Raw genomic sequence first — 26,693 nt, forward strand, 5'->3', positions numbered from 1 at the left:
CCAGCCATTCGATGCTGACTTTTCTCGCACCCGCCGCGCTCTTCGGACTCTCGCTGCTCGCGATTCCGATCGTCATTCACTTACTGAAGCCGCGGAAGATGCGCCGCACACCGTTCAGTAGTTTGCGCTGGCTGCAACTCACGCAGCAAAAGCTTTCGCGGCGGTTGCGGTGGCACCAAGTGTTGCTGTTTTTACTGCGCGCCGCGTTCATCGCGCTCTTGGTCGCCGCGGTCGCGAAGCCGATCGTCGATCGACGCACGACCGCGGCGCCGAGCGAACGCTTCGTGATTCTCGACGTGAGCCGAAGCATGGGCTACCGCGCATCGGAGCAACCGACACCGCTGGAAGTGGGTAAGCAGGCCGCCTCGGCACTCCTCGCCGGCGGCGGAGCCGACGATCGCACGGCGCTGCTGACGGTCGCCGCGAAGACGAAAATTCTCGGACCGCTCGCGCGCGGCGGCGAACGGCACGCGCCGAAGCTCTCGCCCGTCGCCGTTGAATCGACGGCGACCGACATCGGCTCGGCGTTGGATACCGTGCGCACGCTCATGGCCCGGGGTCGCACGGAAGCTAAGATCGAACTGTTCTTGATTACCGACCGCCATCAAGGCTCGTGTCGACCCGAAGCGGTGGAGGCGTTCGTCGCCGAGTTCCCGAACCGCGTCACGGCGACGATCGTCGATGCGGCTGCTCCGAAAGCCGCGAATGGTTGGATCGCCGACGCGGTGTTCCTGCCGGCTCAGTCGGGTGAGCCGCCGGCGGTCGAGGTGCAGTTACGCGCCGTCGGCCTGGCGCAAGAGCGGACGGTGCGGCTCGTCGGTATCGCCGGGCGCGACGATCGCTCGCAGACGATTACACTCGATCCGGAGAAGCAGCTTTCGGTCACATTCAAGTTGCCGGCCGATTTCGATTCGCGCGGCAAAACCTGCGAGCTCGTGCTCGACCCGCCTGACGGGTTGCCTACCGACGATCGGCGGCATCTACCGTTCGACGGCGGTGCGGCGTTAGAAGTACTGATCGTCGAGGGGCGCGATCGCTCGGGGAACGTCGCGGCGGGGTTCACGCTGCGAACGGCGTTGGAGGCGCTGTCGTCGTCGACGAAGCCGATTCGGGTAGCCGCGAAGAAGTACAACGAAGTCGAACCCGCCGACTTCGCCAAGGTCGACGTCGTCTTGTGGGCCGACGTGCCGCAACTTTCCGATCTCGCCATGGATGCGCTGGCCGCACGGGTGCGCGGGGGCCTAGGGCTCGGCATCTTTCTCGGGCCCGACGCGGCGATCGAGTTCTACAATCGGCGGCTGATCGATCCGCTCGACCGCACGAAAAGTTTGCTACCTGCCCAGCTCGACCGGATCGCCGATGTGCCGCGCTCGTCAGGCGGCTCGGCTCTGCTCGAATCGGTCGAGTGGAAGCATCCGCTGCTCGCCGGACTGTTCGATCCGATGATCGGCGACCTGGCGCAGACGCGCGTACGATCGTACTTTCGCTTCGTCGCGCCGATCGGCCGCAACGCGACCGTCTTGGCATCCGCCGCCGGCTCGCCGCTTCTTGTCCAACAGCCGGTCGGGCAAGGAAACGTCGTGCTCTTCAACACGACCGCCGACGACGCCTGGAGCGATTTGGCACGTCGCAAGAGCTTTGTACCGCTATTGGATCGATTGCTCGACGAACTCTCGGGCGGGATGACGAAGCGCACGTTCATGACGGGCGAAGCGATCGCGCTCTCGATGCCGATGCCGGCCGAAGGAGAGTCGCTCAAGGTCGTAACGCCGGGGGGTGGCGAGCTTGTGCCGGTCCTGGCTACTACAGGTAATAAGACGCGAGTTAGTATTCCGCCGCAAAATGAGGCCGGCATTTATCGTATTCGGCGCGAAGGGGGAGCGGCGAGCAAGCCCGACCCCATCGAAACCGCATTCGTCGTGCAGGTCGATCGGGCGGATAGCACGCTCGTGCCGGTTGCCGAAGAACTCATCCGTACGTGGTGGGAGCCGGCGCGGTGCGAATTTACGACCGCAGCCGCCGTGATCGAGGCACCCGGCCGGGATCAAATCTCGCTCGTCGGTTGGGCGGCGCTCCTGGCGGCGTCGCTCCTGACGATCGAGATGTTCGTCGTGCATCGCATGTGTCCGAAGATGAATCCTCAGTCGGCCGAATCGATCGTTCGCCGACAGTCGATCGTGTCGACGACGCGCAGCGAAACATCGGAAGGTTCGATTCCCGCTATGATCCGCAACGCTTAACGACTTTCATGCCGCCACGATTCACCATCGACTGGTTTCCGCTGCTCCCTCTCGACGCGATCGCGCTAGTGGCGCTGGTGTTATCGGCGCTCGTTGCTTGGGGCTCGTGGATTCTCGCGCGGAAGCAAGTGCCGCGACGCTCGATCGTCGTCCTCGCGGTGTTGCGAGCGGCAGCGGTGTTGCTGTTTGTCGCTTGCTTGCTGCAACCGGTCGTTTCGTATTTCGGTAGCCATACGCAAGAACCGGAACTCATCGTGCTCGTCGATGCTTCGGCGAGCATGGGGCAAGTCGATTCACCGAACGGAGGGACGCGTCTGCAGGTTGCGACCGCGGCGATCAAGAACTCGAAACTGCTCGACGAGCTCGGGCGCAAGTTCGACGTGAAGCTATTCACGTTCGATCACCGCGCCTATCCACTCGATTCGGTCGAGATGAGTGCGCCTTCGGCAGCAGGAGCGACGACCGACTATGCCGCGAGTTTCGCCGCGGCCGGCGATCTACTGGCCGCCGAAAGCGACGGCGGCTCGCCCGCCGATTCGCCGCGGCGCGTGTTACTCGTTAGCGACGGGCTCGACCACGGCGACGAAAACTTCGCCGCGGCGGCCGAGCGAGCCGGTGCGATCGTCGACGTGTTGCCCGTCGGTCAAGCGAGGTCCTCGGGACCCGATGCGGTGGGAATCGCCGACGTGCAGGCGCCGTCGCGCGTGTTGCTCGCTTCCGAAACGAAGTTTGTCGCCACGCTCCGCCGCAGCGACGACGGGGCGGCTCAATATGTCGTGACGCTTTTCGAAGACGATCAAGAACAGAGTCAACAGGAAGTCGAGTTCGCCGCCGAAAGCCGCGAGCGTCAGGTGACGATCGCCCATCGCCCAACGGAAACCGGCCTAAAGCATTACGAGTTCGAGCTGCGCGCCAAAAATCAGCCGGCCGGCGCGGCTGCGGCCGAGGTCGAACGTTACGGTGTCGACGTCCAGGTGATCGACGACAAGGTCGAAGTGTTGATCTTGGAAGATCGTTGGCGTTGGGAGTTTAAGTATCTGAAGCGAGTTCTTGAAGACGATCCGAGCTTCAACCTCACGGCATTGCTCGCGCGCGGCTCCGGTGCGTTCTTGCAGATGGGTGAGCCCGAGGCGAAGGCCGATCTCGGCGCGTTTCCGCAGAATCGTGCCGAGATAGATCGATTCGATTGCATCGTCCTAGGAGACGTACGACCGACGCGCTGGCCCGCCGGCTTGAGCGGGGCGCTGGCCGACGCGGTAATCGAAGACGGGAAATCGCTGATCATGGTCGCGGGCCCGTCGCTCGGCGAGTTGGCGCAAATCGCCGAACTGCAATCTCTACTCCCCGTTGAACTCTCGGTCGATTCGGCCGCGCCGGTCGAAGGGCCGCTGGAAGTCCGGCTTACGCCGGACGGAGCAGCGAGCGGGCTCTTTGCCGACGGCGGCCGCGTAGGCACCGCCGCGATGCCTTCGGTCGATCGAATCTACGCCCCGTTGCGGAAGAAGCCCGCCGCGTCGGTGCTCGTCGAGGCGGCGAGCAAGGCCAACACGTCGGGCCCGCTGATCCTGGTGGCCGAGCAAACCGTCGGGCGAGGCCGGGTGTTGTTCATCGGCACCGATGCGCTTTGGAAGTGGCAAACATTACCTGCAGCCGATGAAGATGGCCGCACGCCGTACGAGAAGCTGTGGCAACAGGCGCTGCGCGCCTTCACGCCGCACCGCACATCGGGCATGCCGCTTCGGCTCGTTACGGCTCGAAGTCGCTATGAAGCCGGCGAACGGGTGGTCTTGCATGCTCAAATTCCGGCCGGCGACGGAGACCAAAACAAGCTCGAAGCGACGGTCGTGTTGCCGGACAAACGTCGTCTGCCGCTGTCGTTAGAACCCGATCCATCGACAGCCGGCATGGCAACGGCAACGTTCGACGCCGTTGCACCTGGCCGGTATCGCATTACGGCGACCACGACCGCCGCAGGCCGGCCGGTTGCTCAAGCGTCGACTGCCGTGGTGGTCGTGGCAAGCGGCGGCGAAGCCGATGATCGAGGCGTCGATCATGCGGCGCTGGCGAAGATCGCTGCGCGGACCGGCGGACAAGTCGTCGACCTCGCCGATGCGCGCAGTTGGCCGACGCCGGGAGAGAGGCCCGTCTCCGTAGTCGAAGAACGCCGCAGCATCAATCTCTGGGACGATTTCGTACTTCTGACGTTGCTCTGCCTCGTCCTCGGCGCCGACTGGCTGCTGCGTCTCCTGCGCGGCTACGTTTAACTCGAACGCTTCGGTCGAAGTATCCGACACTCTTGAGCCGGTGAGCCGGCATTGGGCGGGAAAAGAGCGGCTCACCTGTGTAAACCAGCCGCAGAGACTCGCTTCGAATTTCGAGCGCCGTTTTAATCGAAGGGAAACGCGAACGTGGGAGCATGGGCGTAGCGTTTCATGCGGAATGTAAGACGTCCTCCCGCCCCGGGAAGCAATTTGACTCGTACCGTGCTGGAGTCGATCGGCGTGATTTTGCCCGTGGAGTCCGACAGTGTGATTACTTCGTGTTCTCCATAAGCGCCGGCTTGCACGACGAGCGTTCGCTCGGCAAGTTGGTTCACATTCACGAGCGTCACGTCCGTCTCGTCGTTCGTCATCCGACTAACCAGCGCAGCGACGTCGGCGGGCAGACCCGGGCGACGGGTAATGGGATCGAAGTACCGGACGCGAGCGCAGATCGGATTACATCCGCGACCCGGATGTGGCGCCCCAAGCGTCAGTTCGAGTAAGGCGGAGACGCTTGCCGGATTAAAAGCCATCGGATCATCGGCGAGCCGCGTGTCGGGGGTCGTCCGGTCGGCGCGGAACTCGGTGACGCGCTGAGCCACTCTCGCCAAATCGGACCGCAATGCCGTTTCGGGATAGCTGGGATTGGCGCCGCGAAGGTATTCGAGCCAAGGATGTTTCGGTACACGATCGCGGTCCGAATCTTTCATCGACAAACAATAAAGGGCCAGGGAGTGCTCGGTATAGGGCTCGGCGCTCCAGCCATACCAACCTCCGTCGCCGTACATCCGTGGGTATTTCAAGCGACCCTCGATCATGCGGGCTTGAGCGTTGATCGCATTGCTTTGTTTGCGCCATACGTCGAGGTAGGCGTCGTCCCCCGTCAGCATCATCGCGGTCCACAAACCCGAGAAGCCCGCGGCCGTCGTCGAGCGGTCGATCGGCTTGCCGTCGTGAGGCTGAATGACGGTAAAGCCCCAGCCGTACACGCCGCCATACCATTTGCCGCCCGCAGCCCCACCGATCTTGCCGTCGAGACCGATGTTCGAAGGAAAGATGTCGCCGTTTGCTCCGGCTCGTTGTCGCCAGGCGTCGACATATTCGAGCAGCCAGTGTTTATACTTCTCTTCCTGCGTCAGTGCGTAAGCATTGAAGGCGAGCGTCGTGGCTTGCAAGTTTTGCGGATGATCACCGACAATGTCGTTGTAGTCCTTGAAGTGTGCGAGCATCTCTTCGTAGCTTCGTTCTTGGTGTTTCGGAGCGAAACGATGGGCGATCTCGATCGGGTCGCCGGCCCAATCGACCGCCGTCGCCTTACGAAGCAGCGGGCCTCGACTTCCGTTGAACAGGCTGCGGATGATCTTCTTCTCGGCATCGTAGTTAGGCGCGCCGGGATCCTCGTTCATATAGAAGCCCGCATAACGTCGCACGCGCTGCTCGAACGCGCGGCCGTGCGGAGCGGCGAGCCCCAAGCGATTAAAGACCCCTAGGCCCTCACCGTTGTGAAGCCAGTCGAACGACACCGGGAACTCCTTGTAGTACATGCCATCGCGAGCCATCGGCACCTCGATGGTCTTCGCCGCCGTGTATTGGCGCAGATGCCCTTCCCAGGCCCGCTCGACCAGGAGGCGAACATCGTCATGTGCTCCGAGGGCGTACAATAAGGGCCAGTCGTTGCAATTCTCGATGGCGTCGTCGGGCCCGTCGTCGCCTCCCCAGCGTTCGACGCACAGCAGGTACCCGCGCTCGTCGAAATACTTAGCATAGAACTCGCGACATCCCTCGGCCGACGTATCCAACAGTTGTCGTTCGAGCAGCGCCCAGATCGGCGGCGACATCGGAGTTGAGATCGTTAATGTCGCCGGTCGTGCAGCAACGGCGAACATACCTTGCAATACGATCAACCAGAAAGCGGCCGCCATCAGCCGCCACCCGTGACAAAGATGAATCATGATGCGACCTTACATTGCGAGCCGGGGTTCTCCACATCGGCAACGCTAACCGATGCCGATACCCGGAGCAACCGACTCGGCGGATTGACTCACTGTGCAAAACGAAAGGCGCGATCGAATGCTATTCGCGAGCACGTGCCGTACTCTTAACGAGCATCACGGACTCCAATTGCCGACATCTTATTTAGCCGGTAGGACCGTCAACCGGATGAGAGGTGTGCAGGGACCGGGCATGCCGATGCGAATGTCGCTGCGCCAAGTCTGTGCGATAGTGATTCCGTAGGTGCCGGGATGCATCTCACGCGCAATTTTAAGCGGCACCTCGACCATGCCCTTCACGACCGGAATATTTTGTGGCGTCGACAAGCCACAGGCCACGCCGGCGCTCGCGAGGTTGACGACGATAGGCATTGTTTTCAGATCTTGTGCGCCGCAGACCTTGACGGCGATCAGTTCGCTTTCTCCCTGAGCGATCGAAAGCTCACGGACCGCGGTTTCCAGCCACACGCCTGGCGATTTGGCAACGGCGGCACGCGACGTCGGGCTCGCGCGGAAAAAACCGGTGTCGCTCGAATAGAAAAGCGTGAGCGGAATCGACTGTCGCTCGATCGCGGTGCCGTCGGAACGCTTGGCCCGTCCTACGATCCGAAACGGCACACAAGTGCCGGGCGCCGCATCGGCCGGCGCGGTGAGCGAAAGGAAGACTTTGAGTTGATATGGGTCGTAAGGTCGCGTCCCTTTATTGCCGAGCGACACGGCCGACTTCGTCGACCAGCCGCTGGGAAGATCGACGACGGAGAGTTCGATGTCGTCGTCACAGCCGCCGCTGCGATCGATACGAACTAATACACAAGCGGAAGACCCGGGACCCCAGATCGGCACCGCATCGGGAAAGTGCGACAATCGAAAGTCGGGACGCGCTTCGTCGATCGACAATCGGTAGATCGCGCGCAGGCCGTTCAAACCGGATTGCTCCGTCACCTTGATGAAGTATTCACCGGCATTCACCGCCGTAAAAGTGAACTTGCTATCGGTCGTCTTAAAGTCGTGATACGACTCGTAGCCGGGCTCGAACACGTCGTCGTCATTTTCACCGAGCGGCTTTCCGCTCGCATCGTAAATCTGCAGCAGCGTGTCGACAGGGGAGCGAATGAACCGCTGCGCATAGATCTCCAGCGTGATCTTCCTGCCGGCTTCAAGCCGCACGCGATACCAATCGACATCACCCGATCGTTGGAAACGACCGTTGATCGTGCTCGGCCAAGCGACCAACGCCGATTGCGAACGCTCGTCGTTAGGCTCGACTTCGAGCGATTCCGGCAAGTCGCCGACGACGAGCGGAACATCGAGCCCTGAAGTCTCGGCTTGCTGGAGGGTGACGAACTGCAATGGGCCAGAGGTCGCCGGCGAAACCGGCGGCGATAGCTTCGTATTCGGCGGGACATTAGAACCGAGCAGTTCGATTTCGGACTTGGTGCCGCGCCGATAACCGGCCGGGAACGCACCGACGATGTACGGCGTTTCGCCGAGCGTAAGACGATAGATCGCCTCAGGATAGCCGCCGTAGTTCAAGAGCTGCACGCGCACGAAATAGTCGCCGTCGGTGGGCAGCGTATGCTCGATCAGCGGATCGAAGCCGAGTACATCGTCGGCCACCGCGAGCGTACGGCCTCGTGCATCGATCAGTGCGAGGTCGAAATCGGCGATGCCGTAGTTCTTACTCTGACCGTGAACGTCCAACGCGTGAGCCGCAATCGCCGCGACGAATCGTTGCCCCGCTTTGCCGTGGAACCGAAACACGTCGAGATCGGCGGTCGGGTTGATCCTGCCGTTGATGACCGTCGGCATCACGACCGATTGCGACTTCTCCGTGTCCGGGTTTGGTTCGATCTCGATCTGCTCGGGCAAGTTTCCGACGACGAAGTAGGCGAAGTTCGTGAGCCCGCTATGTTCGTTAAGGACTCGCAGCCAGCGTCGCCCGAGCGGCGCGTCGGCGGCGATGTCGAGCACAGCTTCCAGCGTGTTACCGTTGACCGACTTGATTCCTTTGACGGTGAGGCCCGGTGCGCCATCGATGACGATATCGCGCGGCGATGTCAAGCCTGCCCCGGTCCCCTTGAATTCGACGGTTACCCTCGTGCCTCGTCGGCCGCCGTTAGGAAAGATGGAATCCAGGCGACACTCTACATACGACGGCGCCTCGGGCTGCGCAAGGAGCGGTGTCGGCGTACTCGGCAGTTCGAGAAAGATCGATAAGCCCACCAGGAAACGAATAACGAGAACGCACAGCCACACCTGCGCTCGACGTGACGTCTGCTCCGATTTCATAGTACCCCGTATTTCCTAAGTCAGTGCTTCGGCGATCGCACTGCCGCCGTTGTTGATCTGAATCGGACGGCCGTCGTTCGAGATGTACTCTTGCGAGTCGTCGATCCCCATCAGGCGAAAAATCGTGGCGGCGTAGTCGAGCGTGCTATGACGACGGCCGACGACCTGCTCGCACTTCGCGTCGGTCGCGCCGACGACTTCTCCCATGCGAATTCCCGCGCCGCTGAAGCCGATCGTGTTCGACAACGACCAGTGATCACGACCGGCCGCAGCGTTGATCCGCGGAGTGCGTCCGAACTCGCCGGCGCATAAGACGACCGTGTTGCTGAGCATCCCGCGCTCGGAAAGATCTGCGAGCAAGGCCGACCAGGCACGATCCAATGTGGGCAGCAACTTATCCTTCAATGTGGTGAAGTTCTTGGCATGCGTGTCGTAGCCGCTGAAATCGACGGCGACGAAGCGCACGCCCGACTCCACCAATCGCCGCGCTAATAGCGTGGCCTGCCCTTCGCGCGTGCGCCCGTAACGATCGCGTAACGCGTCGGGCTCGGCATTTAGGTCGAAGGCTCGTTTTGCCGTGGGAGAAGTGATCAGATCGTAGGCCTGCCGATAGAACACACCTCGATCGGCGACGGCTCCGGCCGAGCGATCGATCTGCCGCTGCCATGTATCGAGTCGATCGAGGATTCGCCGGCGGCGCTGCGTGCGCTCGTTGCCGACTTGCGAAGGGATGGAGACATCGTCGACGGTGAAATCTTTTTCATGAGGGCTACGCCGCACCATCAGCGGATTGTACGCCGAGCCGAGATACCCACCGCCGGAGTACATCATCGACTCCGACGCGCATTGCACATACGGGGGCATCCCGTTCTTCCAGCCGAGTTCCTTCGTCACCACGGAACCGAAGCAGGGATAAATCGTCGAGCCGACCGGAGCACCATTCACGTCGGGCACCTGAGGGTAGCCGGTCAGCATCCAATGTGTTGCTTCGGAATGCTGACTCCCTTGATGAACGATGGAGCGGACTTGGCACACTTTACTCATCTGCCGACTCATCAGCGGCAGGTGTTCGCAGACGCTGATGCCTGGTAGGTCGGTCGCGATGGTCTTGAACTCGCCTCGATACTCGACCGGCGCCTGCGGTTTCATATCGAGCGTATCGATATTGCTCATCCCGCCGTTGGTCCACAGCAGAATGAAATTGACGTCGCGAAGCGCGGTTCGAGACTGCGCCTGCTCTGCGGCAAGCAGTTTCGGCAACGACAACCCGAACAGGCCAAGACTGCCCACTTGCAGCAAACTGCGGCGAGAAAGACTCTCGCAGGTTTGCGTCGGCCGATTATCGACTTCAAACATCGTCGTGCATCCTGAGAAGAGGCGATGTGCCGGTTTCGTTTCGAGCACTCAATGACCGAACATGAACTCGGAACAGTTGATCAGCGCCCACAAAATGTCCTGCCAAGCCTCGTCGCGCGAGGGTCCGGCCGCGAGCACCTCAGTCACGATTTGTGTCTCGCTCGCCGTCGGCCGTCGCGCAAAGGCCGTCAAATAGAGTTCTTCCGTTAACTCTTGATCGGAACGCTTCGTCCGCAGGCGTTCCGATAAGCGACCCTTCGTGGCGATGATCTTTTCATGCAAAGCCGTCCCGTTAGCGAAGTGCAGAACTTGTGACAAGTCAGGAGCGATCCCACGCGCACAGTCGCAAGGGCTGCTTCTCGGCGGTCGTCCGAAAGTGTTTAAGAAGTGCGAGGCGATGCTCGGGTCAGGGAGCGCAATCGCCCTCGTTCCTAGCGGTTGCCCGACGAAGGTTTCAACGTTCCCAGTGACCTGGTTGACGGCGTCGAGCAAGACCTCGGCCGAAAGCCTGCGCGGCACGCGGTGCGTAAAAAGCGAACCGTCGGCATCGCGCTGCGGGCTGAGTTCCGGTGCGAGTTGGTAGATGCGCGAGTTGCAAATCGTACGCAGCAGGTGCTTCGTATCGAAACCGTGATGAGCGAAGTCTTCGGCTAGCGCGTCGAGCAGTCGGGGCATCGAGGCCGGATTAGTGGCCCGCATGTCGTCCACCGGCTCGACGAGCCCTACTCCCATGAGCGCTGCCCAGTAGCGATTCGCGAAGTTGCGGGAAAAGTAAGGGTTGTCGCGACGCGTGATCCACGTGGCGAGTTCGGCGCGAGGATCGACGATCGACCCGGCAGCCCCGGGCTCGGCAGGAACGAGATCGGCCACACCGAAGGCGCGCGGCGCGGCGGCCATCTCCGGCATCCGATTCGGATTGACGGCTGCCGACGGACGAACGCTCTTCGGTCCGCCGAAGCGAGCGCCGGCTTGGCCGCTGTCCTTCGTTTCAAGTTTCGAAAAGAATGCCGCCAACCCGTAGTAGTCTTGTTGACTCCAAACCTCGTTCGGATGGTGATGACACTTCGTACACTGTAACCTCACACCGAGGAAGACTTGCGACGTCGTCTCGGCCAAGTCTTCGACTTTTGCATCGATGAAGTAGTAGGCAACCGGCCCGTTGGTGAAGAGATTGCCTTGCGCCGTAAGCAACTCGCGCGTCATGACGTCGAGCGGCTTGTTGTCGCGAACCGATTGTCGAATCCAACCGTTGAAGCTTGCTAGTCCTTTGTCACCTAAGTATCGGCGATGCGCACGGAGCAAGTCGCCCCAACGGAGGGACCAGTAATCGACGTACTCGGCCCGTTCGAGCAACGCATCTACGACGCGGGACCGCTTATCGAATGCCGCATCGGCTAAGAATCGTCGAGTTTCATCGGCGGTCGGTAACGTCCCGATGAGGTCGAGATGCACACGCCGCAGAAATGTAGAATCATCGGCCAAAGCTGCCGGTTGGATACCAAGTCGCTTCCATTCGTCCGCTGCAATTACATCGAGAAAATGTCGGGAGGGAAAAGAGAATTCGGTAGGAGCAGCGAAGGGAACCGAGACGCTTACCGACGCCACTTGTCCAAGAAAACGGACGTTCACCGGCGTCTTGCCTGCCTCCAGCGCCGTAATTCGGCCGGCATCGTCGACGTCGACACGCGCTTTGATTCGGCTATCGTACTGCGCGAGCTTCGTGACGTCTTGCGTTGTCTTATCCGACCAATGGGCCGTTACGACTAACTGTGCTTCGCTGCCGACTCGCAGCGTTAATTCGCGCGGCGAAGTTTCCAGCCGAACGATTTCCGGTTCTCGAATGCCGGGTGGGTTAGCACCTTGAGCGATATAGTCTCGAATCGCTCGGTAAGCTACGGAGTCTTCTTCGAAACGACGGCCTCCGCCGTGCGGAACCGCAGCAGTTGCTTTTCGTAACAACAGGCTTTGATCGGGAGCGCTCGGGCTCACTCGTCGTCCACGGCTTTGCTTAAAGAGCACGTCATAGTCGGCCGTGGGATTAAATCCCAGCAACGACAACGTCATGCCGCCGCGACCTTGAAACGATCCGTGACACGCCCCCATGTTGCAGCCGGCCTTGGTCAAAACAGGCACGATATCGCGTGAGAACAGCAACGACTTGTCGTGAGTTCGTTCTTCGCCGACCGACGACTGGGACGTCGGCTGACCCGCGTCGAGAATGCCTCCGCTCGCGAGTATCGCTAACATCCCGCAGATCGTCTGCATATTTGCGAGCGCGATCAACGATTATTCCTCATGAGGCCGATGAATGTTGCGCATTCGTGAGGGGGAACGCAACGTGTCGATATCGGGTATGTTGTCGTCAGTCTAGCCCCTAGCGCACGACCGCGTCCACGAAGTTAGGGACGAAGAAGTGTAACGTTCCTTATTCGAGACTTGAATCGTTGCTAAAGTGAAGACATCTACATTCGTAGGAATGATCGCCCCACTCGATATCGATGGCCGCGCTCCGAACGAAGAAACGATGGAATAACGCCGTTTGGAAACCGATCGTCCTCGAAGGAATCGACGAACCCGACGTTATCACGTCATATGACTAAGTCCGATGCTCAACTTCGGCAACGACACCGGCCGGGCCGGTTTTCTGTTGCCCGTCACAAGGCGCATGCATCGGCGAGCGTTGCTTCGTCGCGTCCGGCTTCGCGAAACATCGCGGAACTCTCGAAAAATCCGTTTTCAGAACGACACGTGGATTATAATTTCGGAACCGCAGTTGGGCGCTTTCACTCGACCGAAGATCCGTGGAGTTGAGGATTGAAGATGCAAGATTTCGACCGATGCCATCGCGTGACGCGCCGGACTTTTCTCCGCGGCGCCGGCGTGGCGATGGCGCTTCCTTGGCTGGATGCCATGACTCCCGGTTTGTTCGCGCGAGCAGCCTCGCCCAAGCCCTGGCGCATGGTCGTCGTCTACAACGACATGGGCTTCATGCCTCAATTTTTCTTTCCCGAACAAGCGGGACGGGACTACGCGCTCACGCCTTATCTAGAAACGTTGAAGGACTTTCGCAAAGACTTCACCGTCTTTTCCGGCGTTTCGCATCCGGGTGTCGATGGCGGCCACGCGGCCGACATTTGTTTTCTCACCGGGGCACCGCACCCCGGCAGCGGCGGGTTTCGCAATACGATATCGCTCGATCAATACGCCGCCGAGCGCATCGGCGTGCATACGCGCTTTCCGCATTTAAACTTAATCGTCGGCAACGAGCTCAATCAGAGCCTGTCGTGGACTTCCAACGGCGTGCGGCTTCCGCCCGAGCAAAAGCCGTCGGTGCTCTTTAAGCGATTGTTCCTGCAAGGCAATCCCCAGCAGGTCGAAGCGCAGGTTCGTCAACTCCGCGAAGGTCGGAGCATTCTCGACGTCGTCGCCGATCGGGCTCAAAGCCTAGAACGGAGCGTCAACGCCGGCGACCGCGGCCGGCTCGATCAATACTTTACCGCGGTGCGTGAACTCGAAGGCCGCATGGTGAAGGCCGAGGAATGGGAACGTCGGCCGAAACCGACCGTCAACGTCGCTCCACCTCGCGACAATGAAGACCGCAACGACACGTTGGGGCGGAGCCGGTTGATGTTCGACATGGTTCGGCTCGCGCTGCAAACGGACTCGACACGGCTGATCACGATCATGGTTCAAGACGGCGGCTCGACCCATAACGTTGCCGGCGGCGACCAGCATCACAATCTCACGCACCACGGCAGCCGTCCCGAGGTCGTCGGAAAGCTTCGCCAAATGGAAGAGGGCCAACTCAAAGTCCTGAACGAGTTGCTGACAGCGCTTCGCAACACGCCGGAAGACGGCGAAACGCTGCTGGATCGCACGATGGTTCTTTCGGGAGCGGGCATGGGAAACGCCAACGCGCACAGCAACTCGAATTTGCCTGTCTTGCTTGCGGGCGGCGGCTTCAAGCATGGTCAGCACTTGGTCTTCGACAAGCATCGCAACTACCCGCTGGCAAATCTGTACGTCAGCATGTTGCAGCGCCTGGGGATCGAAGCCGATCAGTTCGCCACAAGCACGGGCACGATGCGCGATTTGGAAATGATTTGACACCGCTTGCAATAGATCGCGTGGGGCGTGCTTTCTCCTTCTACGAAGCCGAGTCGTTTTGAAATGTCGAGCGAACGCTTACTACGAAAAATGCCACCGATGCAGCCGGCTCTATGTTGGAAGGCGCTAGTCGTAGCGCTGATATGGGCATTGCCCTTAGTGGCTCTCGCCGCCGATGCAAAGCCTGCCGACACCGATGCGTTTCATCAACGAATCAAGCCCTTCTTGGTCAAGCACTGTGACGAATGCCACGGCGCGAAAAAGGCAGAGGGAGACCTGAGGCTTGATACTCTCTCGGCCGACTTCGGTGACCAAAAGACGGCCGACGTGTGGGCTCGAGTGCGCGAACGGATGCGCGACGGTGAGATGCCGCCCCCTAAACGTCCTCGACCCGACGATGCCGAAGCGCAAGCCGTGCTCACCTGGGTAGCCGAGCAAACGCGTTCCGGCGTCCGGCCGCCGGTTATGCGGCGATTGAATCGAATCGAGTACGAGAACACGCTCCGCGATCTGTTCGACCTCCCCGGCCTCGAGGTCAAAGAATTGTTACCGCCCGACGGCGACGCCGAAGGCTTCGATACCGTGGCCGAGGCGCTCGATATTTCTTACGTGCAAATGGCCCGCTATCTCGAAACGGCCGACGTCGCGCTCGATCTGGCCATCGCACTCGGTTTGCAGCCGACGAAGCCCGAACCGACTAAGCAGCTTCTCTGGCCGCAAGATTCCGGCGACTGGGATGTCAGGGTTCACGATGGCGCCGTCCTTCCGCTGGGGCCGAATGGTCCCGATCCGATCTGGAATCCGGAAACCGGTTTCATCGACAAGAGTATTCGTCTGCCGAAATATACTCGCCGGATCCGCGCTCTCGCGTCGTTCTTTCATGCCGACTCGGCGGGGCAGCTACGGTTCAACTCGCTCCGGATTCCAGTGCCGGGGATGTATCGCGTTCGGATCTCGACCTTCACGTTCGATTGGAACAAAGGGGAGTATCTACCGGCGCAAGCGTCGCAGCCCTTCTCTTTAACAACCGCCACGCGCACGTTCGGCTACTACGACGCGCCGCCGAACGAAGCGGCCGCGACCACGATCACAACCTGGCTCGAACCGGGCGAAGTCTTTCATTTCAATCCGATTGGTTTGCGACATGGAGCGGGGCTGCAACAAAAGGGATCGGCGCAGTGGAAAGGGCCGGGCGTGGCGGTCGAGTGGATCGAAGTGGAAGGACCGATCGCCGGTCCGTGGCCCCTCGTCGCGCGACAACGATTGTTCGGCAACCTCCCGTTGCAAGAGTGGCAAGCGGAGTCGAAGACGACCCGTCCGATGCGCAAACGAAATAGTCCGATCCTCTACTCGCCCGTCACTGCCAAGCCGATGGAGGATGCGAAGCGGCTACTGCATGATTTTCTGAGCCGCGCGTGCCGGCGACCGATGCCCACGACCGAGGTCGAGCGCTATCTACCGTTGGTCCGCGCGAAGCTCGACGACGGAGCGACGTTCGAGGAAGCCATGCGGTATGCCTATCAAGCGATCCTCTGCTCGCCCGATTTCTTACTCTTACGAATCGAAGCGACGAAGAACGGCTTGCCGGACGGCTTCGCGTTGGCTTCGCGGTTGTCGTACTTTCTATGGAAGTCGATGCCCGATGAGGAACTGACGAGGCTCGCCGCCAACGGTTCGTTGAACAAGCCGGACGTTCTCCGCGCTCAGACGGAGCGGTTGCTGAACGATCCTAAGTCGCAACGCTTCGTCGACGACTTTACGAACCAATGGCTCAAGCTCCGCGATATCAACGCGACCCAGCCCGATCGGACGCTCTATCCCGAACAGGCTTTGGAAGGAGATGTGGCGGCGTATCTGATCGATTCCATGGTGAACGAAACTCGGCAATTCTTCACCACCATGCTGCGAGAAGATCTCAGCGTGGCGAACATCGTCGACTCCGAGTTTGCAATGCTGAACGAGCCGTTGGCGAAACTCTATGCGATCGACGGCGTGCAAGGGGCGGAGTTGCGCAAGGTGCGGCTGGCCCCCGATAGCCATCGCGGCGGCATCCTCACTCAGGCCGGCGTGCTCAAGGTAACGGCCAACGGCACGACCACGTCGCCGGTGACGCGCGGAGCCTGGGTCACGACTCGGATCCTCGGTCGCCCGCTGCCGCCACCGCCACCCGATATCGCGGCGATCGATCCCGACGTGCGCGGCGCTACGACGGTTCGCGAACAGTTGGCGAAACACCGCGATGTCGAATCGTGCGCCGCCTGCCATGCCAAGATGGACCCGCCCGGGTTCGCGTTGGAGAGCTACGATGTCGTCGGAGCGTGGCGCGAGAACTATCGCGTACTCAAAGATAATCGTTTGGAACGAAAGGGCCCCGCCGTCGATCCCACGGGCGAAACGGCGGACGGACGAGCCTTCAAAGACCTGACTGAGTACAAACGAATTCTCTTGGCCGACCAGGATCAACTAGCCCGCAGCCTTGCGTCGAAACTACTTGTTTACGCGATCGGCCGCACTTTGAGCGGTGCCGATCGATTGGAAGTCGATGACCTCGTCAATCGCCTGCGAGACAAAAACCAAGGAGTCCGTTCGCTCCTGCACGAAGTCATCCAAACCCGCGCGTTTCGTGCCTCGCAGTGAGACCTGCGAATGAAACCTGCAAGTGTTCGTTCCGCGGTTAGCGCCGATTGCGACGCCGCTTGGAGCAAGACAACGAGCGCTAGCGAACCAGTCACCGCGTACTCACGGTTGCTTCGGCTCTTCCAGCCGTACGAGAAGGATCTGTTGGGTCTGGCCGTCGGCGAAGTGTACCAGCGCCGATCCGGTATCCTGAGTGAGGTTGCCGATCCCGGTCTCGACGATCGGGCGCGGCTTCCCTTTCACGCTCCAAGCGGCTCGCTGGCTCGCTTTATCGATCATCCCTTCCAGCGTTTGCGTTTCTTTCGTGGCGTCGTTGTTGAGCGTGCCGGAGATGATCCCTTCTTTGCTGACGGCCAACTGCATGAACAACGTCGGATCGCTCCCCGACTTCTGTCCGTCTTGCGTCACGGCGAACACACCGAGCGGTAGCCACTCCGAATCTTCCGGCTTCGTATTCGGCGCGCTCGCGGCGATGGCGTCGGCCTGCTGCGCGTACTCTTCAGCCGTCGCGACTTGTTGACCGCCGCTATAGACGGCATCGTCTTGATAGTAGACGTCGCTGCCGTAATCATACGAAGTCGCCGATCCTGCTCCGTAGCCGACCCAACCGGCGAGAGCGCCCCATGTGGCCCAGCGATAAGGACGATTGATCCGCCACGCAGCCCAGTTGGGATGGTCCGACCAGAAGTCGAGCCGCGGGTGATTCTCTTGGATTTGGTTCCGCACCTCGTCGCGGCGCTGCATTCGATCGTCTTGCCACTGTTGGCGATTCTCGACCCGGCTCGGGCGGTTGTCGGCGAAGTCTTGGCGTCTTTGTTGGCGATTGTCTTGTCCTGGGCGAGTGCCGGCGGCAGGGAGTTGACCGGCACCGGAACGATTCTCGACGCCGGGGCGATTCGCAATGCCTGGACGATCGGCTACGGCCGGACGCTGCGCGGCGGATGCCGCACCGCCCCCATCACGAAAGAAATCGGCCGCCGCTCCGCCGGCTCCCGGCCGAGCGGTGGCGCCGCCGATAGCGCCGGTCGAAGCCCGCGGCACATCGAGGAAGTTGTTCAATTGTCCGGCGTTCGGTCGGCCTCCTCCGGCGATGCCCGCTCCTGCGCCGCCGGGTCGAGAATCTGCCGAGCCCGGGCCTGGTCCGGGTCGTCCGATTCCCGCACCGCCGGTCGCGGGTCTGTTGGCGATCCCGGGATTCGGTCGTGCACCGCCTCCTCCACCCAGTGAAGGCGAGTGCCCGATGGCCGGCGAGGGGCGCGACATTCCGCCACCACCGCCGCCCATGCTTGGTCGCGCGCCACCACCACCACCGCCGGCACGTGCACCACCTCCGCCGCCGCGACCATAAAGGTCTTGCCAAGCCACGAAGTCCAAGATGCCGGCGATGATCAAAAGCCAAGTGATGCGTTTCATGGGAGCAGCTGCCTTATTGTTGTATGAGGATGAGGCGAACGATCGCGCCGTCGGTCGAAAACTATTTGCGAACGATCTGCACTTCGTTGACGTTGGGAAGCAACTCCCCGCCGGCCGTGCGCTCGATCGTTTGCCAAGTGAAGGAATCGGCATCGACCGGCTTCATTACGTTCACCGCCGAAGCCTTGCGACCGTCTGCCAGAATGCCGGTGTTGCGGATCAACCAGCGGTCCTTCTTAAATGTCCAAGCGGCTTCGGCAAAGCCGCCGTCGGAGTCGAACGTCCACGAGCGGATCGACTTCGTCGAAGCATCCCAGCCGATGATCTGCATGCCCGAAAGATCGATCCGATCGCCGACGGTGATCGAATACGACCGTGTGAGAAAATTGCGGTTCTTCGCCCAGTTGCACTCCGTCGTGATGGTCGCGTTGTCGTCGTCGTCGACCCAGGTGCCGACCATCCATTCAAGCACTTTCAATTGCTCGTAGTGCGACGGCGCCTCGTCGTCGTCGTTGTCCGTCACGCGGTCGAGCAGCCAACGCCCGTCGCGCTTGATGTAGATGGCCGTGTATTTCACGATCTCGGGCTCACCTTTCGACGCGATCAGTTTGGCGGTGCCGTGTTCGACCGCGGCGTTCGGTGAGAGCAATTGCACCGATTCCGAAGTTGCGTCGAGCTTCAAGTCGGGCTGCGCTTTGAAGATCGCCGCAAATTGCTCGGCGATGGCGGCGCGGCCGACGACCTCTTCGCCCGTCAGGCGGTTGGTGTAGACCGCTTCCGGCGACCACAACTCGGCTAATGCCTGAGCATCGTGCTTGCCGAAGGCTTCTACATAGGCGACGACGGCTTGCCGAACGGCGGCTTCGTCGGGTGTCGGCTGAGCCGCCGCCGGCTCCGCAGCTTCTACTTTCACCGAAAGCAATACGACCAATAGATAAATGAGTTTTCGTGTCATATCAAGTTGCTCCCAGTTGAGAAAATGAGCGCTCGCCGTCGCGCCACGCTCGGGGCATAGTCGTGCCTGCGATCGGAGAGTTGACTGTGAAGGTCGAATTCACGGAAGTGCCGCATCGGTCGGATCGTGCCTAGTGCGGATTCCAGCCTTATATCCGATCAACCGGTGGATTGCGAAAAATCCCCGTTGGAAAATAGGGAATGGCGCATCAAGGCGGATTTATGATACCGACGCCGACCGACGACTCGATGAGCCGAATATTTGTTTTGCGCCTACTTTTCCCTGTCGTGCATGGACTTCGAATCGCCGGATGCAACGGCGCGAATCGAGGCCACGACCGGCATGTGGCAAGCGAGTCGCATGGTTTTCACGACAGCCCCGACATCGTGCCGGTGCTCGATGCAAAGCGATCGGCTTGGATCCCGAGTTTCTGTAGCACGCTGACATAGAGATTGCATAACGGAAGGTTGTTCTTCCGGTCGAACGCCAAATGCCGCCCATGGCGGAATCCGCCGCCGAACAAGAGCATCGGCATGTTGGTGTTCGTGTGCAGCCCGGCGTTCCCGAGTTGCGATCCGTACAAGACGACCGTGTCGTCGAGAAGCGTCGTTCCGGAATCGCCCGATCGTTTCATCGCTTCGAGTAGGCGAGCCAACTCGCGGAATTGCGCCTCTTCGACCAACTTCAGTTCTTCCCGCTTGACGGGCGAACCGCTCTGATGCGTCAGCGAATGGGTTCCGACCGTGACGCCTTCGATGTTCGGCTTGGCGTTCGTCGCTTGATCCACGAGGATCGTCACAAGTCGGGTCGAGTCGGTCTCAAGCGCGAGTCGCGCTAGATCGAACATCACTTTCGTCTTGCCGATCAGTTCCCCGTTGTCGGCGATGTCGACCGGCGGCTTTACCTGCACCGTGATCTTGGGCTTGCGCTCCCATTCTTCGCCCAACTTCAACCGATTTTCGAGTTCGCGAACGCTGGTGAAATACTGATCGAGCTTATTACGATCGTTTCCGCTTAGGGTTCGTTGCAGCTCTCGGCTTCGATCGGCGACTGCGTCCATGATGCTGCGGCCTTCGCGAAGCCGCGCAACCTGCAAGCCGACTTCTTGCGCCGAGCCTTGCAGGAATAGTTTGGCGAACAACCGCGAAGGCTTCAACTCTCCGGGAATCATCACCCCGCCGCCGGTCCACGAGAGGCTCCGCTTTTGCTCTGGTCCGACGACGATCGTGATCGAGGGGAATCGTGTCTGATGCCCGTTCTTCGCGGCGATGTATTGGTCGAGAGAGATCGAGTTCTTAAAACCGCCTCGATGCGGGTGCGGTGCGGCGGTAAGAAAGCAATTATCGGCGTCGTGCCCGCCGTCGACTTCCGGGTGTGAAACGCCGGAGAACACGGTCTTGTCGCGCCGAAACGGATCGAGCAGTTTGAGATACGGCGTCGCTTCGTAGTTCTCGCCGACGGCTTGAGGGGTGAAGTACTCGGAGAGAATCCCCATGTTCGTGCAGATGGCGAGCATTCGCTTCGGAGGCGAGTTGCTCGGAGCCGCCGCGAAGGCGGGTGTCATGGCATCGAGCAGCGGGAGAGCCAAAGACACGCCCGACGCACGGAGCATGGCGCGCCGCGAAAGAGTGCGGGAGGATACGAAATGAACGGGTTTCATAGAGACTCTCTCACGTTAATCGCGTCGCTCAACGAGCGGCGCTCATCGGGTTGTCATTTATAATGGAACATTCGGCTCGCGACCACTTCCTGCACCAGCGAACGAATGCCGAAATTCTTGTCTTTCAAATTCGTGACGATCCGCTCGACATCGCGTCGATCGGCGAATTGCACCGGCGCGCCGGTCGCGAACGTCGTGAGTCGTTCGACCAGATTGCGAGCCAGCTGCGCTTCGTCTTGCAACAATAGCCGCTTATATTCGCGAATGTCTTGGAACTTGCGACCGTTGTCGAGCTCGCCGCTTGCATCGACGGGCAAGCCGAGGCGATACTTTTTTTTGTGTCCGCGGAAGGTCGAAGTCACCGCATCCCCTTTGCCGAGCGAACGGTAACGATCGCGGTAAGCGCCCAGAACATCGAACGATTCCAAGGCAAAGCCGGGCGGGTCGAGCTTGGCGTGGCAACCGGCGCAGGCTTTCGCCTCGCGATGCTTCGACAATTGCTCGCGAACCGTCGTCGCTCCTTGAATGTCGGGCTCGATCGCCGGCACGTTCGTCGGCGGCGGCGGAATCGGACGTCCGACGATTCGCTCCATGAGCCAAGCCCCTCGCGGCACCGGCGATGTCGTCGTTCCGTTCGCCGTCACTTTAAGTACGCTCGCCTGCGTGATGATGCCGCCGCGAACGTGATCGGCCGGCAACTTCACTTTTCTAATCTCTATGCCTCTGGCCTCCGCTCCGGCGGTTATCGGCAGTTCGTACAGTTCGGCGAGCGTTCGATTCACGCAGACGAAATCGCCGGCGACGACATATCGCACTCCCAAATTGCCGCGCAGCATCTCGGCGAAGTACGCCCGCGTCTCACGAACGAGCGAATCGATCAGATGCATATCCTCATACTCGGGATACAAATCTTCGTCGGGCTTTGTGAAGCCGATCTCGCGGAGGTCGAGCCATTGGTCGGTGAAGTCCGCGACGAAGCGTTCGCTGCGCGGATCGTCGAGCAATCGCTCGACCTGCTTATGCAGTTCTTTCGGATCGCGCAGTCGACCGGCCGCCGCCGCGCTCAGCAAGGCCTCGTCCGGCAGCGATCGCCATAGGAAAAACGAAAGCCGAGATGCCAAGGCGTAGTCGTCGAGCGAGCCCGGCCGTTCGACGAAGTACAGAAAGTCCGGCGAGCAGAGAACTCCTTTGTAACCAGTAAGGACTGCTTCGTAGAGCGGCGCGCCGGCGGTGAGCCGTTCGCGTGCCAGCGCTATGTAGCGTTCGATTTCCTTCGCCGGCACCGGCCGGCGAAAGGCCGACTTTGCGAAGCGTTCGATCAATCGCGCGGCGTCGGCCGGCGGATCGGCCGATTCGGTCACGAGCGGCGGAGGGGGAACCAGCGGCGGAGGTGTTACGCGCGGCGGAACCACCAGCGGTACTTCGCCCAACACACGGCGATGGCTTTCGGGAGGCCAGGCATCCCAAATCGGGCCGTCCCCCACGAACGAATGAAAAGCGATCGCCGGTCCACGGTACTTCAGTTTGCGATCGTTGGTTTGGTAAGGCGCCGCACTGAGATTCATCGTCGGCGCAATCATGCGTATCCATTCACCTTCGTACAGCCAAGTCGTCACCTCAAGATCGGCCAAGCGGTCGATCGGCGCCTCGAACGTCGCAACGTGCCGCGACGAGGTTCCGACTTCGGCGTAGAGCATCAGGACCTGCGGCTTTTCTCCGTCCAGCAAATTACCGTCGTGATAGGTCGTCGTCCGCGCGCGAAGTTTGAGATGAAATCGACCCGACGCGCGGGCGACGAAATGCCCGAAGTAAAACGGCGGCCCGAGCGTGAAGTTCGACATCAGAGCGAGCCCGTCGGCCGGCCGAGTCTGAGTCTTCGGCATCGCTAAGCCGCCGATCTCCAGAAACGACATCGAATAAAGCTTACGTTCCGGACGAGGTTTTAGGGTCATCGCTCCGGTCAATGCGGCCTCGGCCGTTTGCAAGTAAGCGGCCTGTTGCACATACGACATCGGCAACGCTTCGCCGACCACATCGAACCCGTGTGACGAAGGATCGGCCGGAAGCATGTCGCGGAAGTCGGCGTGCGGCAGAGCGAGCAGATCGCGCAACGCGTAGTCGAACTCAACCCGATTGAGCCGCCGAAACGTCGTGCGGCCGAATGTTTGTTGCCGCACCAGATCGGCGGCGATCAATCGTTCGCGGAGCGGTTCGAGTAGTCGCCGTAGCTCGTCCGCCGGCGGACGTGGTTCGTCGGGCGGAGGCATCTCGCCCGCTGACATCTTATCATGCACCTTCACCCAAGCGTCGAACGTCGCTCGGTCGGTTAGGTCGACGAGCGGAAGGTCGAGCCGAAACCCGGCTTCGGCCTTTGCTCCCGCATGGCAAGCGACGCAATGTTTCTGCAAAAACGCTTTCTCGCCCTCGGACGATTTAGCATCGTCTCCGACGACGCTCGTCGAGTGGAACAATAGCAACAGTGCCGTGGCGGCGATGAGGCGGGAGGAGGGCATCGAGAGAGCCGGTGGGACTGAACGACCGTCTGGTGACATTCATCTTAACTCAGCGGCGCTATCGATGCACGCTCGACTTTCATCACGCGCGACGAGCGCGCAGGATCCTATAGAATCTCGCCGCTATTCATCGACCGCGATCGGACCTGGAAACACCGTGAGCTTCTATCACGGCGAGTGATATTTCGCATTCGTCTTGAGAGCGGAGCCGGCCTCAGTCGGCCGATATTTCTTCGCTGAGCGGTGTCGGATCGAAGAGCGCGAACGTCGCCACGCCGTCTTTCTCCGGATCGAGGCCGTAGTAGAGCAGCCGGCCTTGGTACTCGAAGAGTTGCGTGTTCGCGCAGCCGGCCGGTTGATTCTCCAGCAGCGTCGTCCATTTGTCCGTTTTCGGATCGTAGACTTCGAGCGAAGGAACCGTCTTCGCTTCGTTGCTGAAACCCGAAAGACCGCCCGAGAGGTAGAGCTTGCCGCCGGCGGATGCAAGGCTGTTGAACCAGCGAGGCACATTGGGCGATGCCGCATTGCTCCAGGTTTGCGTCTTCATGTCGAACACGTCGACATCCTTCGCGATCTGGGAATCGGCACCGAGGCCGCCGACGAGAAAGTACTTGTCGCCGATCTGAGCGCCGCCGCCCGAACGTCGTGGGTGCGGCAACGGCTTTCCTTCCACGATCTCGACGGCTTTGCTCGAGTCGCCGCTCCAGCGCCAGAGCACGCTGCCGACGCCGCGCTTACCGTCGCTCACTTCACTACCGCCGAAGATCCAAAGTTTGCCGTCGTGACGACCGACGCGGAACATCGAGCGCTGCGTCGGCATGAGCACCGTCTCTTCCGCCCAAGTCTTCTTGCCGAGGCGATATGAATAGATCGTGTTCGTCGAGCCGTACTTGCCGTCGGCGACCGCGAGCCCACCCATGACATGCAGCAACTGATCGGGCCGCTCTCCGGTAACGGCGAGCGTGCCGCTGCGCAGGGCGCGGGGCATGTTCGACAGCTTCTCGACCGAGCGATTGGCTACACTGAAGCGGAACGCTTGATCGGAGAACGAATCGGCGGCGTTGCCATGCGTGTCGCGGCTCTTGTTGCCGCCGAATGCGAACAGCCCCCCCTCATGCAGCAGCACGAGTTGGCTTTGTTTCGCCTCTCCTTCGAACTTCGTTTCCCAGCGCGTGAACTTCGGCTCGCCCCGATTCTTCGCTTTCAAGTCGACGACCTCGACGTTGGCGAGATAGCCTCCCCCCGACACGCCTGCCATGACCACGAGCGTGTCTGTCGACACGACCAAACGATGAAACGAACGCGGATGCAGTAAGCGCTCCAATAGCTTCCACTCGCGGCCTTCGTGCAGTTCGTAAACGATCCCATCACTGCCGCTGTAGAACAAGCGCCCATCGGCGGCGAAGGCGGAGATCGCGAAAGCCCCGAACTTGCCGGCGGCCTTAAGTTCCGGTCCTTTGCTCCACTGGTTCGTCTTGGGGTCGAACACATGGACGGCCTTCGTAATCTCGTGGTCCGCGGTCATGCCGCCGAGCACGTAGAGCTTACCGTCGTGGCCCGCGGCGGCGATCGCTCGCGCGACGAACGGCGGCTTCGCGATCGGCTTCCAGCTTCCCTTATCGTCGGCCAGATCGAATACGAGCGCGTCTTCATTCCAAGCGGCGTCGTCGCTGCCCGAGGCTTGCAGATTCCACCCGCCGACGACGTAGAGTTTGCCGTCAACGACCGCCGCATCGAGCGACGAGCGGGGCTTAGGAAGCGGCGCCAATTCGCGCCACGCGTTCGTCGCCGGATCGTACTTCGCGAACACGTCGAGCGACTCGTAAACGGTTTTTTCACCGGCCTTATTCTTGAAGTTGAGGCCGCCGACGCGATAGACCGCGCCGTTCCAAGCGACGAGGCCGGGACTTTGCGACGGCCGATGCATCGCGAGCGTTTCCCATTTCGCACCGGGCTTCGAGATGTCGAGCCGGGAGAAGTTCGGATTCAGGCCGTCGCTGGAGTTGCCGCGCACGCGCCCCATGTGGCCGCTGAAGGCATAGACGTAGTTGCCGTCGACGGCCGCACCGAAGCTCGAAACCGCTTCCGGCAGCGCGGGAAACGGCTGAGGATCGCGATATTCGCCGGCGAATATCGGAGCGGAGATGAGCGCCGACAAGACCGACGCGGCAAGTAGAGTTGCTTTCATGTGTGACCTTGATGCTGCGGCGAAGAAAATTCGTTGCAAAGGCTAACCGACTACTTTTTATCAAACCGTCTACTGTACCCCAACGAAAAAGAATTTGCTTAGAATACAACTCAGCGTGTGAATTGAATCAGAGGATGAAACGTCATGATGTATACGACGAAAACCGCAACTCCTTTGTCGGAGAGATGTCGGCGCATGTTCGTTCCTCGTAGTTTCGCTCTCGCTTTGTGCTTGAGTGTCGTGTTTCTCGCGGCCGGCACCTCGACGGCAAATGCCGCCGCACCGCAGGGGTTGGGGCGCTCTTTCCAGAAGCTGCAGAAGGAAAAGAAGCTCAGGATCGCCTACTTCGGTGGATCGATCACCGCGGGCCAAGGCGCGTCCCGTCCGTGGCGGGCCCAAACCACGGCTTGGTTTCAGAGCCTCGCTCCGCAGGCCGCGATCACGGAAGTGAGCGCCGCGGCCGACGGCGGATCCGAATACGGAGCGTTTCGGTTTCGCAAAGAGATCGTGGAGCAGGATCCCGATCTTGTGTTCGTTGAGTTCGCCGTCGACGACGCCGACTTAGACGAGCAGCGAGTCTTGCGAAGCGCGGAAGGAATCGTCCGGCAATTTTGGACGACTAACCCCTGGGCCGAAATCGTGTTCATTTACACGGCGAGCAAGAAAACTTCACCGAGCAACGATCGTGACGAAGTGCCTAAGGCCGTCGGCTATCATCAAGCCGTGGCTCGACATTACGGCATTCCGGCGATCGATGTCGGCAGCGCACTGGCCGAAGATATTCGATCGGAAAAGAGCACTTGGGAATCGCTGACCACGGACGGCGTTCATCCGAACGACGCCGGAACGGCCGTCTACTTCCGCACGATCGAAGCGTTTCTCGCGGCGCATCGAAACGACCGTATCGAGGAGCCCATGACGTCGTTACCCGATCCCCTGACGAAAGACCCTTTCAGTGGCACGCACCTGATGAAGGGGACGACCTTGTATGCGCCGGGATGGCGCAAGGTGACGACGCCGGCCGATTCGCTTCCTTTTATCTATTTCTATTTGATTGGAAGAGATTTGTTTATGTAATTATTG

Annotated in this window: 14 protein-coding genes; 5 read left to right on the plus strand and 9 right to left on the minus strand. The window is 60.7% G+C overall.

What is annotated here, in order from left to right; genetic code table 11:
* Positions 1 to 11 precede the first annotated feature (11 nt).
* On the plus strand, positions 12 to 2,240 hold the full coding sequence (locus K8U03_13965; GenBank protein MCE9605997.1) for a BatA domain-containing protein: 2,229 nt from the start codon (positions 12 to 14) through the stop codon (positions 2,238 to 2,240).
* A gap of 8 nt (positions 2,241 to 2,248) precedes the next feature.
* Positions 2,249 to 4,504 carry a VWA domain-containing protein gene (locus K8U03_13970; GenBank protein MCE9605998.1) on the plus strand — a complete coding sequence of 752 codons (2,256 nt, stop codon included), beginning with the start codon at positions 2,249 to 2,251 and terminating at the stop codon, positions 4,502 to 4,504.
* A gap of 122 nt (positions 4,505 to 4,626) precedes the next feature.
* Here the strand turns inward: K8U03_13970 and K8U03_13975 are convergent, their stop codons facing one another.
* From K8U03_13975 to K8U03_13990, 4 genes are all read right to left on the minus strand, one after another.
* A complete protein-coding gene (locus K8U03_13975; protein MCE9605999.1) occupies positions 4,627 to 6,387 on the minus strand; it encodes a hypothetical protein in 1,761 nt (586 codons plus the stop codon).
* Between the two features lie 246 nt (positions 6,388 to 6,633).
* Positions 6,634 to 8,715: a pre-peptidase C-terminal domain-containing protein gene (locus tag K8U03_13980; protein ID MCE9606000.1), complete on the minus strand. Its 2,082-nt coding sequence runs from the start codon at positions 8,713 to 8,715 to the stop codon at positions 6,634 to 6,636.
* A gap of 81 nt (positions 8,716 to 8,796) precedes the next feature.
* Positions 8,797 to 10,137 carry a DUF1501 domain-containing protein gene (locus K8U03_13985; GenBank protein ID MCE9606001.1) on the minus strand — a complete coding sequence of 447 codons (1,341 nt, stop codon included), beginning with the start codon at positions 10,135 to 10,137 and terminating at the stop codon, positions 8,797 to 8,799.
* Between the two features lie 48 nt (positions 10,138 to 10,185).
* Positions 10,186 to 12,384: a DUF1553 domain-containing protein gene (locus K8U03_13990; protein ID MCE9606002.1), complete on the minus strand. Its 2,199-nt coding sequence runs from the start codon at positions 12,382 to 12,384 to the stop codon at positions 10,186 to 10,188.
* A 573-nt stretch (positions 12,385 to 12,957) separates the two neighbouring features.
* Here K8U03_13990 and K8U03_13995 point away from each other — a divergent pair.
* A complete protein-coding gene (locus K8U03_13995) occupies positions 12,958 to 14,244 on the plus strand; it encodes a DUF1552 domain-containing protein (GenBank protein MCE9606003.1) in 1,287 nt (428 codons plus the stop codon).
* Between the two features lie 159 nt (positions 14,245 to 14,403).
* Positions 14,404 to 16,881: a DUF1592 domain-containing protein gene (locus tag K8U03_14000; protein MCE9606004.1), complete on the plus strand. Its 2,478-nt coding sequence runs from the start codon at positions 14,404 to 14,406 to the stop codon at positions 16,879 to 16,881.
* Positions 16,882 to 16,983: 102 nt separating this feature from the next.
* On the opposite strand, the gene K8U03_14005 is transcribed toward K8U03_14000, so the two are convergent.
* From K8U03_14005 to K8U03_14025, 5 genes are all read right to left on the minus strand, one after another.
* Positions 16,984 to 18,294, minus strand: a complete 1,311-nt coding sequence (locus K8U03_14005; protein ID MCE9606005.1) for a hypothetical protein — start codon at positions 18,292 to 18,294, stop codon at positions 16,984 to 16,986.
* Between the two features lie 61 nt (positions 18,295 to 18,355).
* A complete protein-coding gene (locus tag K8U03_14010; GenBank protein MCE9606006.1) occupies positions 18,356 to 19,249 on the minus strand; it encodes an SgcJ/EcaC family oxidoreductase in 894 nt (297 codons plus the stop codon).
* A 367-nt stretch (positions 19,250 to 19,616) separates the two neighbouring features.
* Complete coding sequence (locus K8U03_14015; protein MCE9606007.1) at positions 19,617 to 20,909, minus strand: DUF1552 domain-containing protein; 1,293 nt, start codon at positions 20,907 to 20,909, stop codon at positions 19,617 to 19,619.
* A gap of 53 nt (positions 20,910 to 20,962) precedes the next feature.
* Entirely contained in the window at positions 20,963 to 23,422 is a 2,460-nt protein-coding gene (locus tag K8U03_14020; GenBank protein MCE9606008.1) for a DUF1592 domain-containing protein, read from the minus strand.
* Positions 23,423 to 23,636: 214 nt separating this feature from the next.
* Complete coding sequence (locus tag K8U03_14025; protein ID MCE9606009.1) at positions 23,637 to 25,610, minus strand: hypothetical protein; 1,974 nt, start codon at positions 25,608 to 25,610, stop codon at positions 23,637 to 23,639.
* A gap of 195 nt (positions 25,611 to 25,805) precedes the next feature.
* Between K8U03_14025 and K8U03_14030 the strand changes: the two genes are divergently transcribed.
* Entirely contained in the window at positions 25,806 to 26,687 is an 882-nt protein-coding gene (locus K8U03_14030; protein MCE9606010.1) for an SGNH/GDSL hydrolase family protein, read from the plus strand.
* The last annotated feature ends 6 nt before the right edge of the window (positions 26,688 to 26,693 follow it).

The organism is Planctomycetia bacterium (assembly GCA_021413845.1).
Classification (GTDB): Bacteria; Planctomycetota; Planctomycetia; order Pirellulales; family PNKZ01; genus PNKZ01.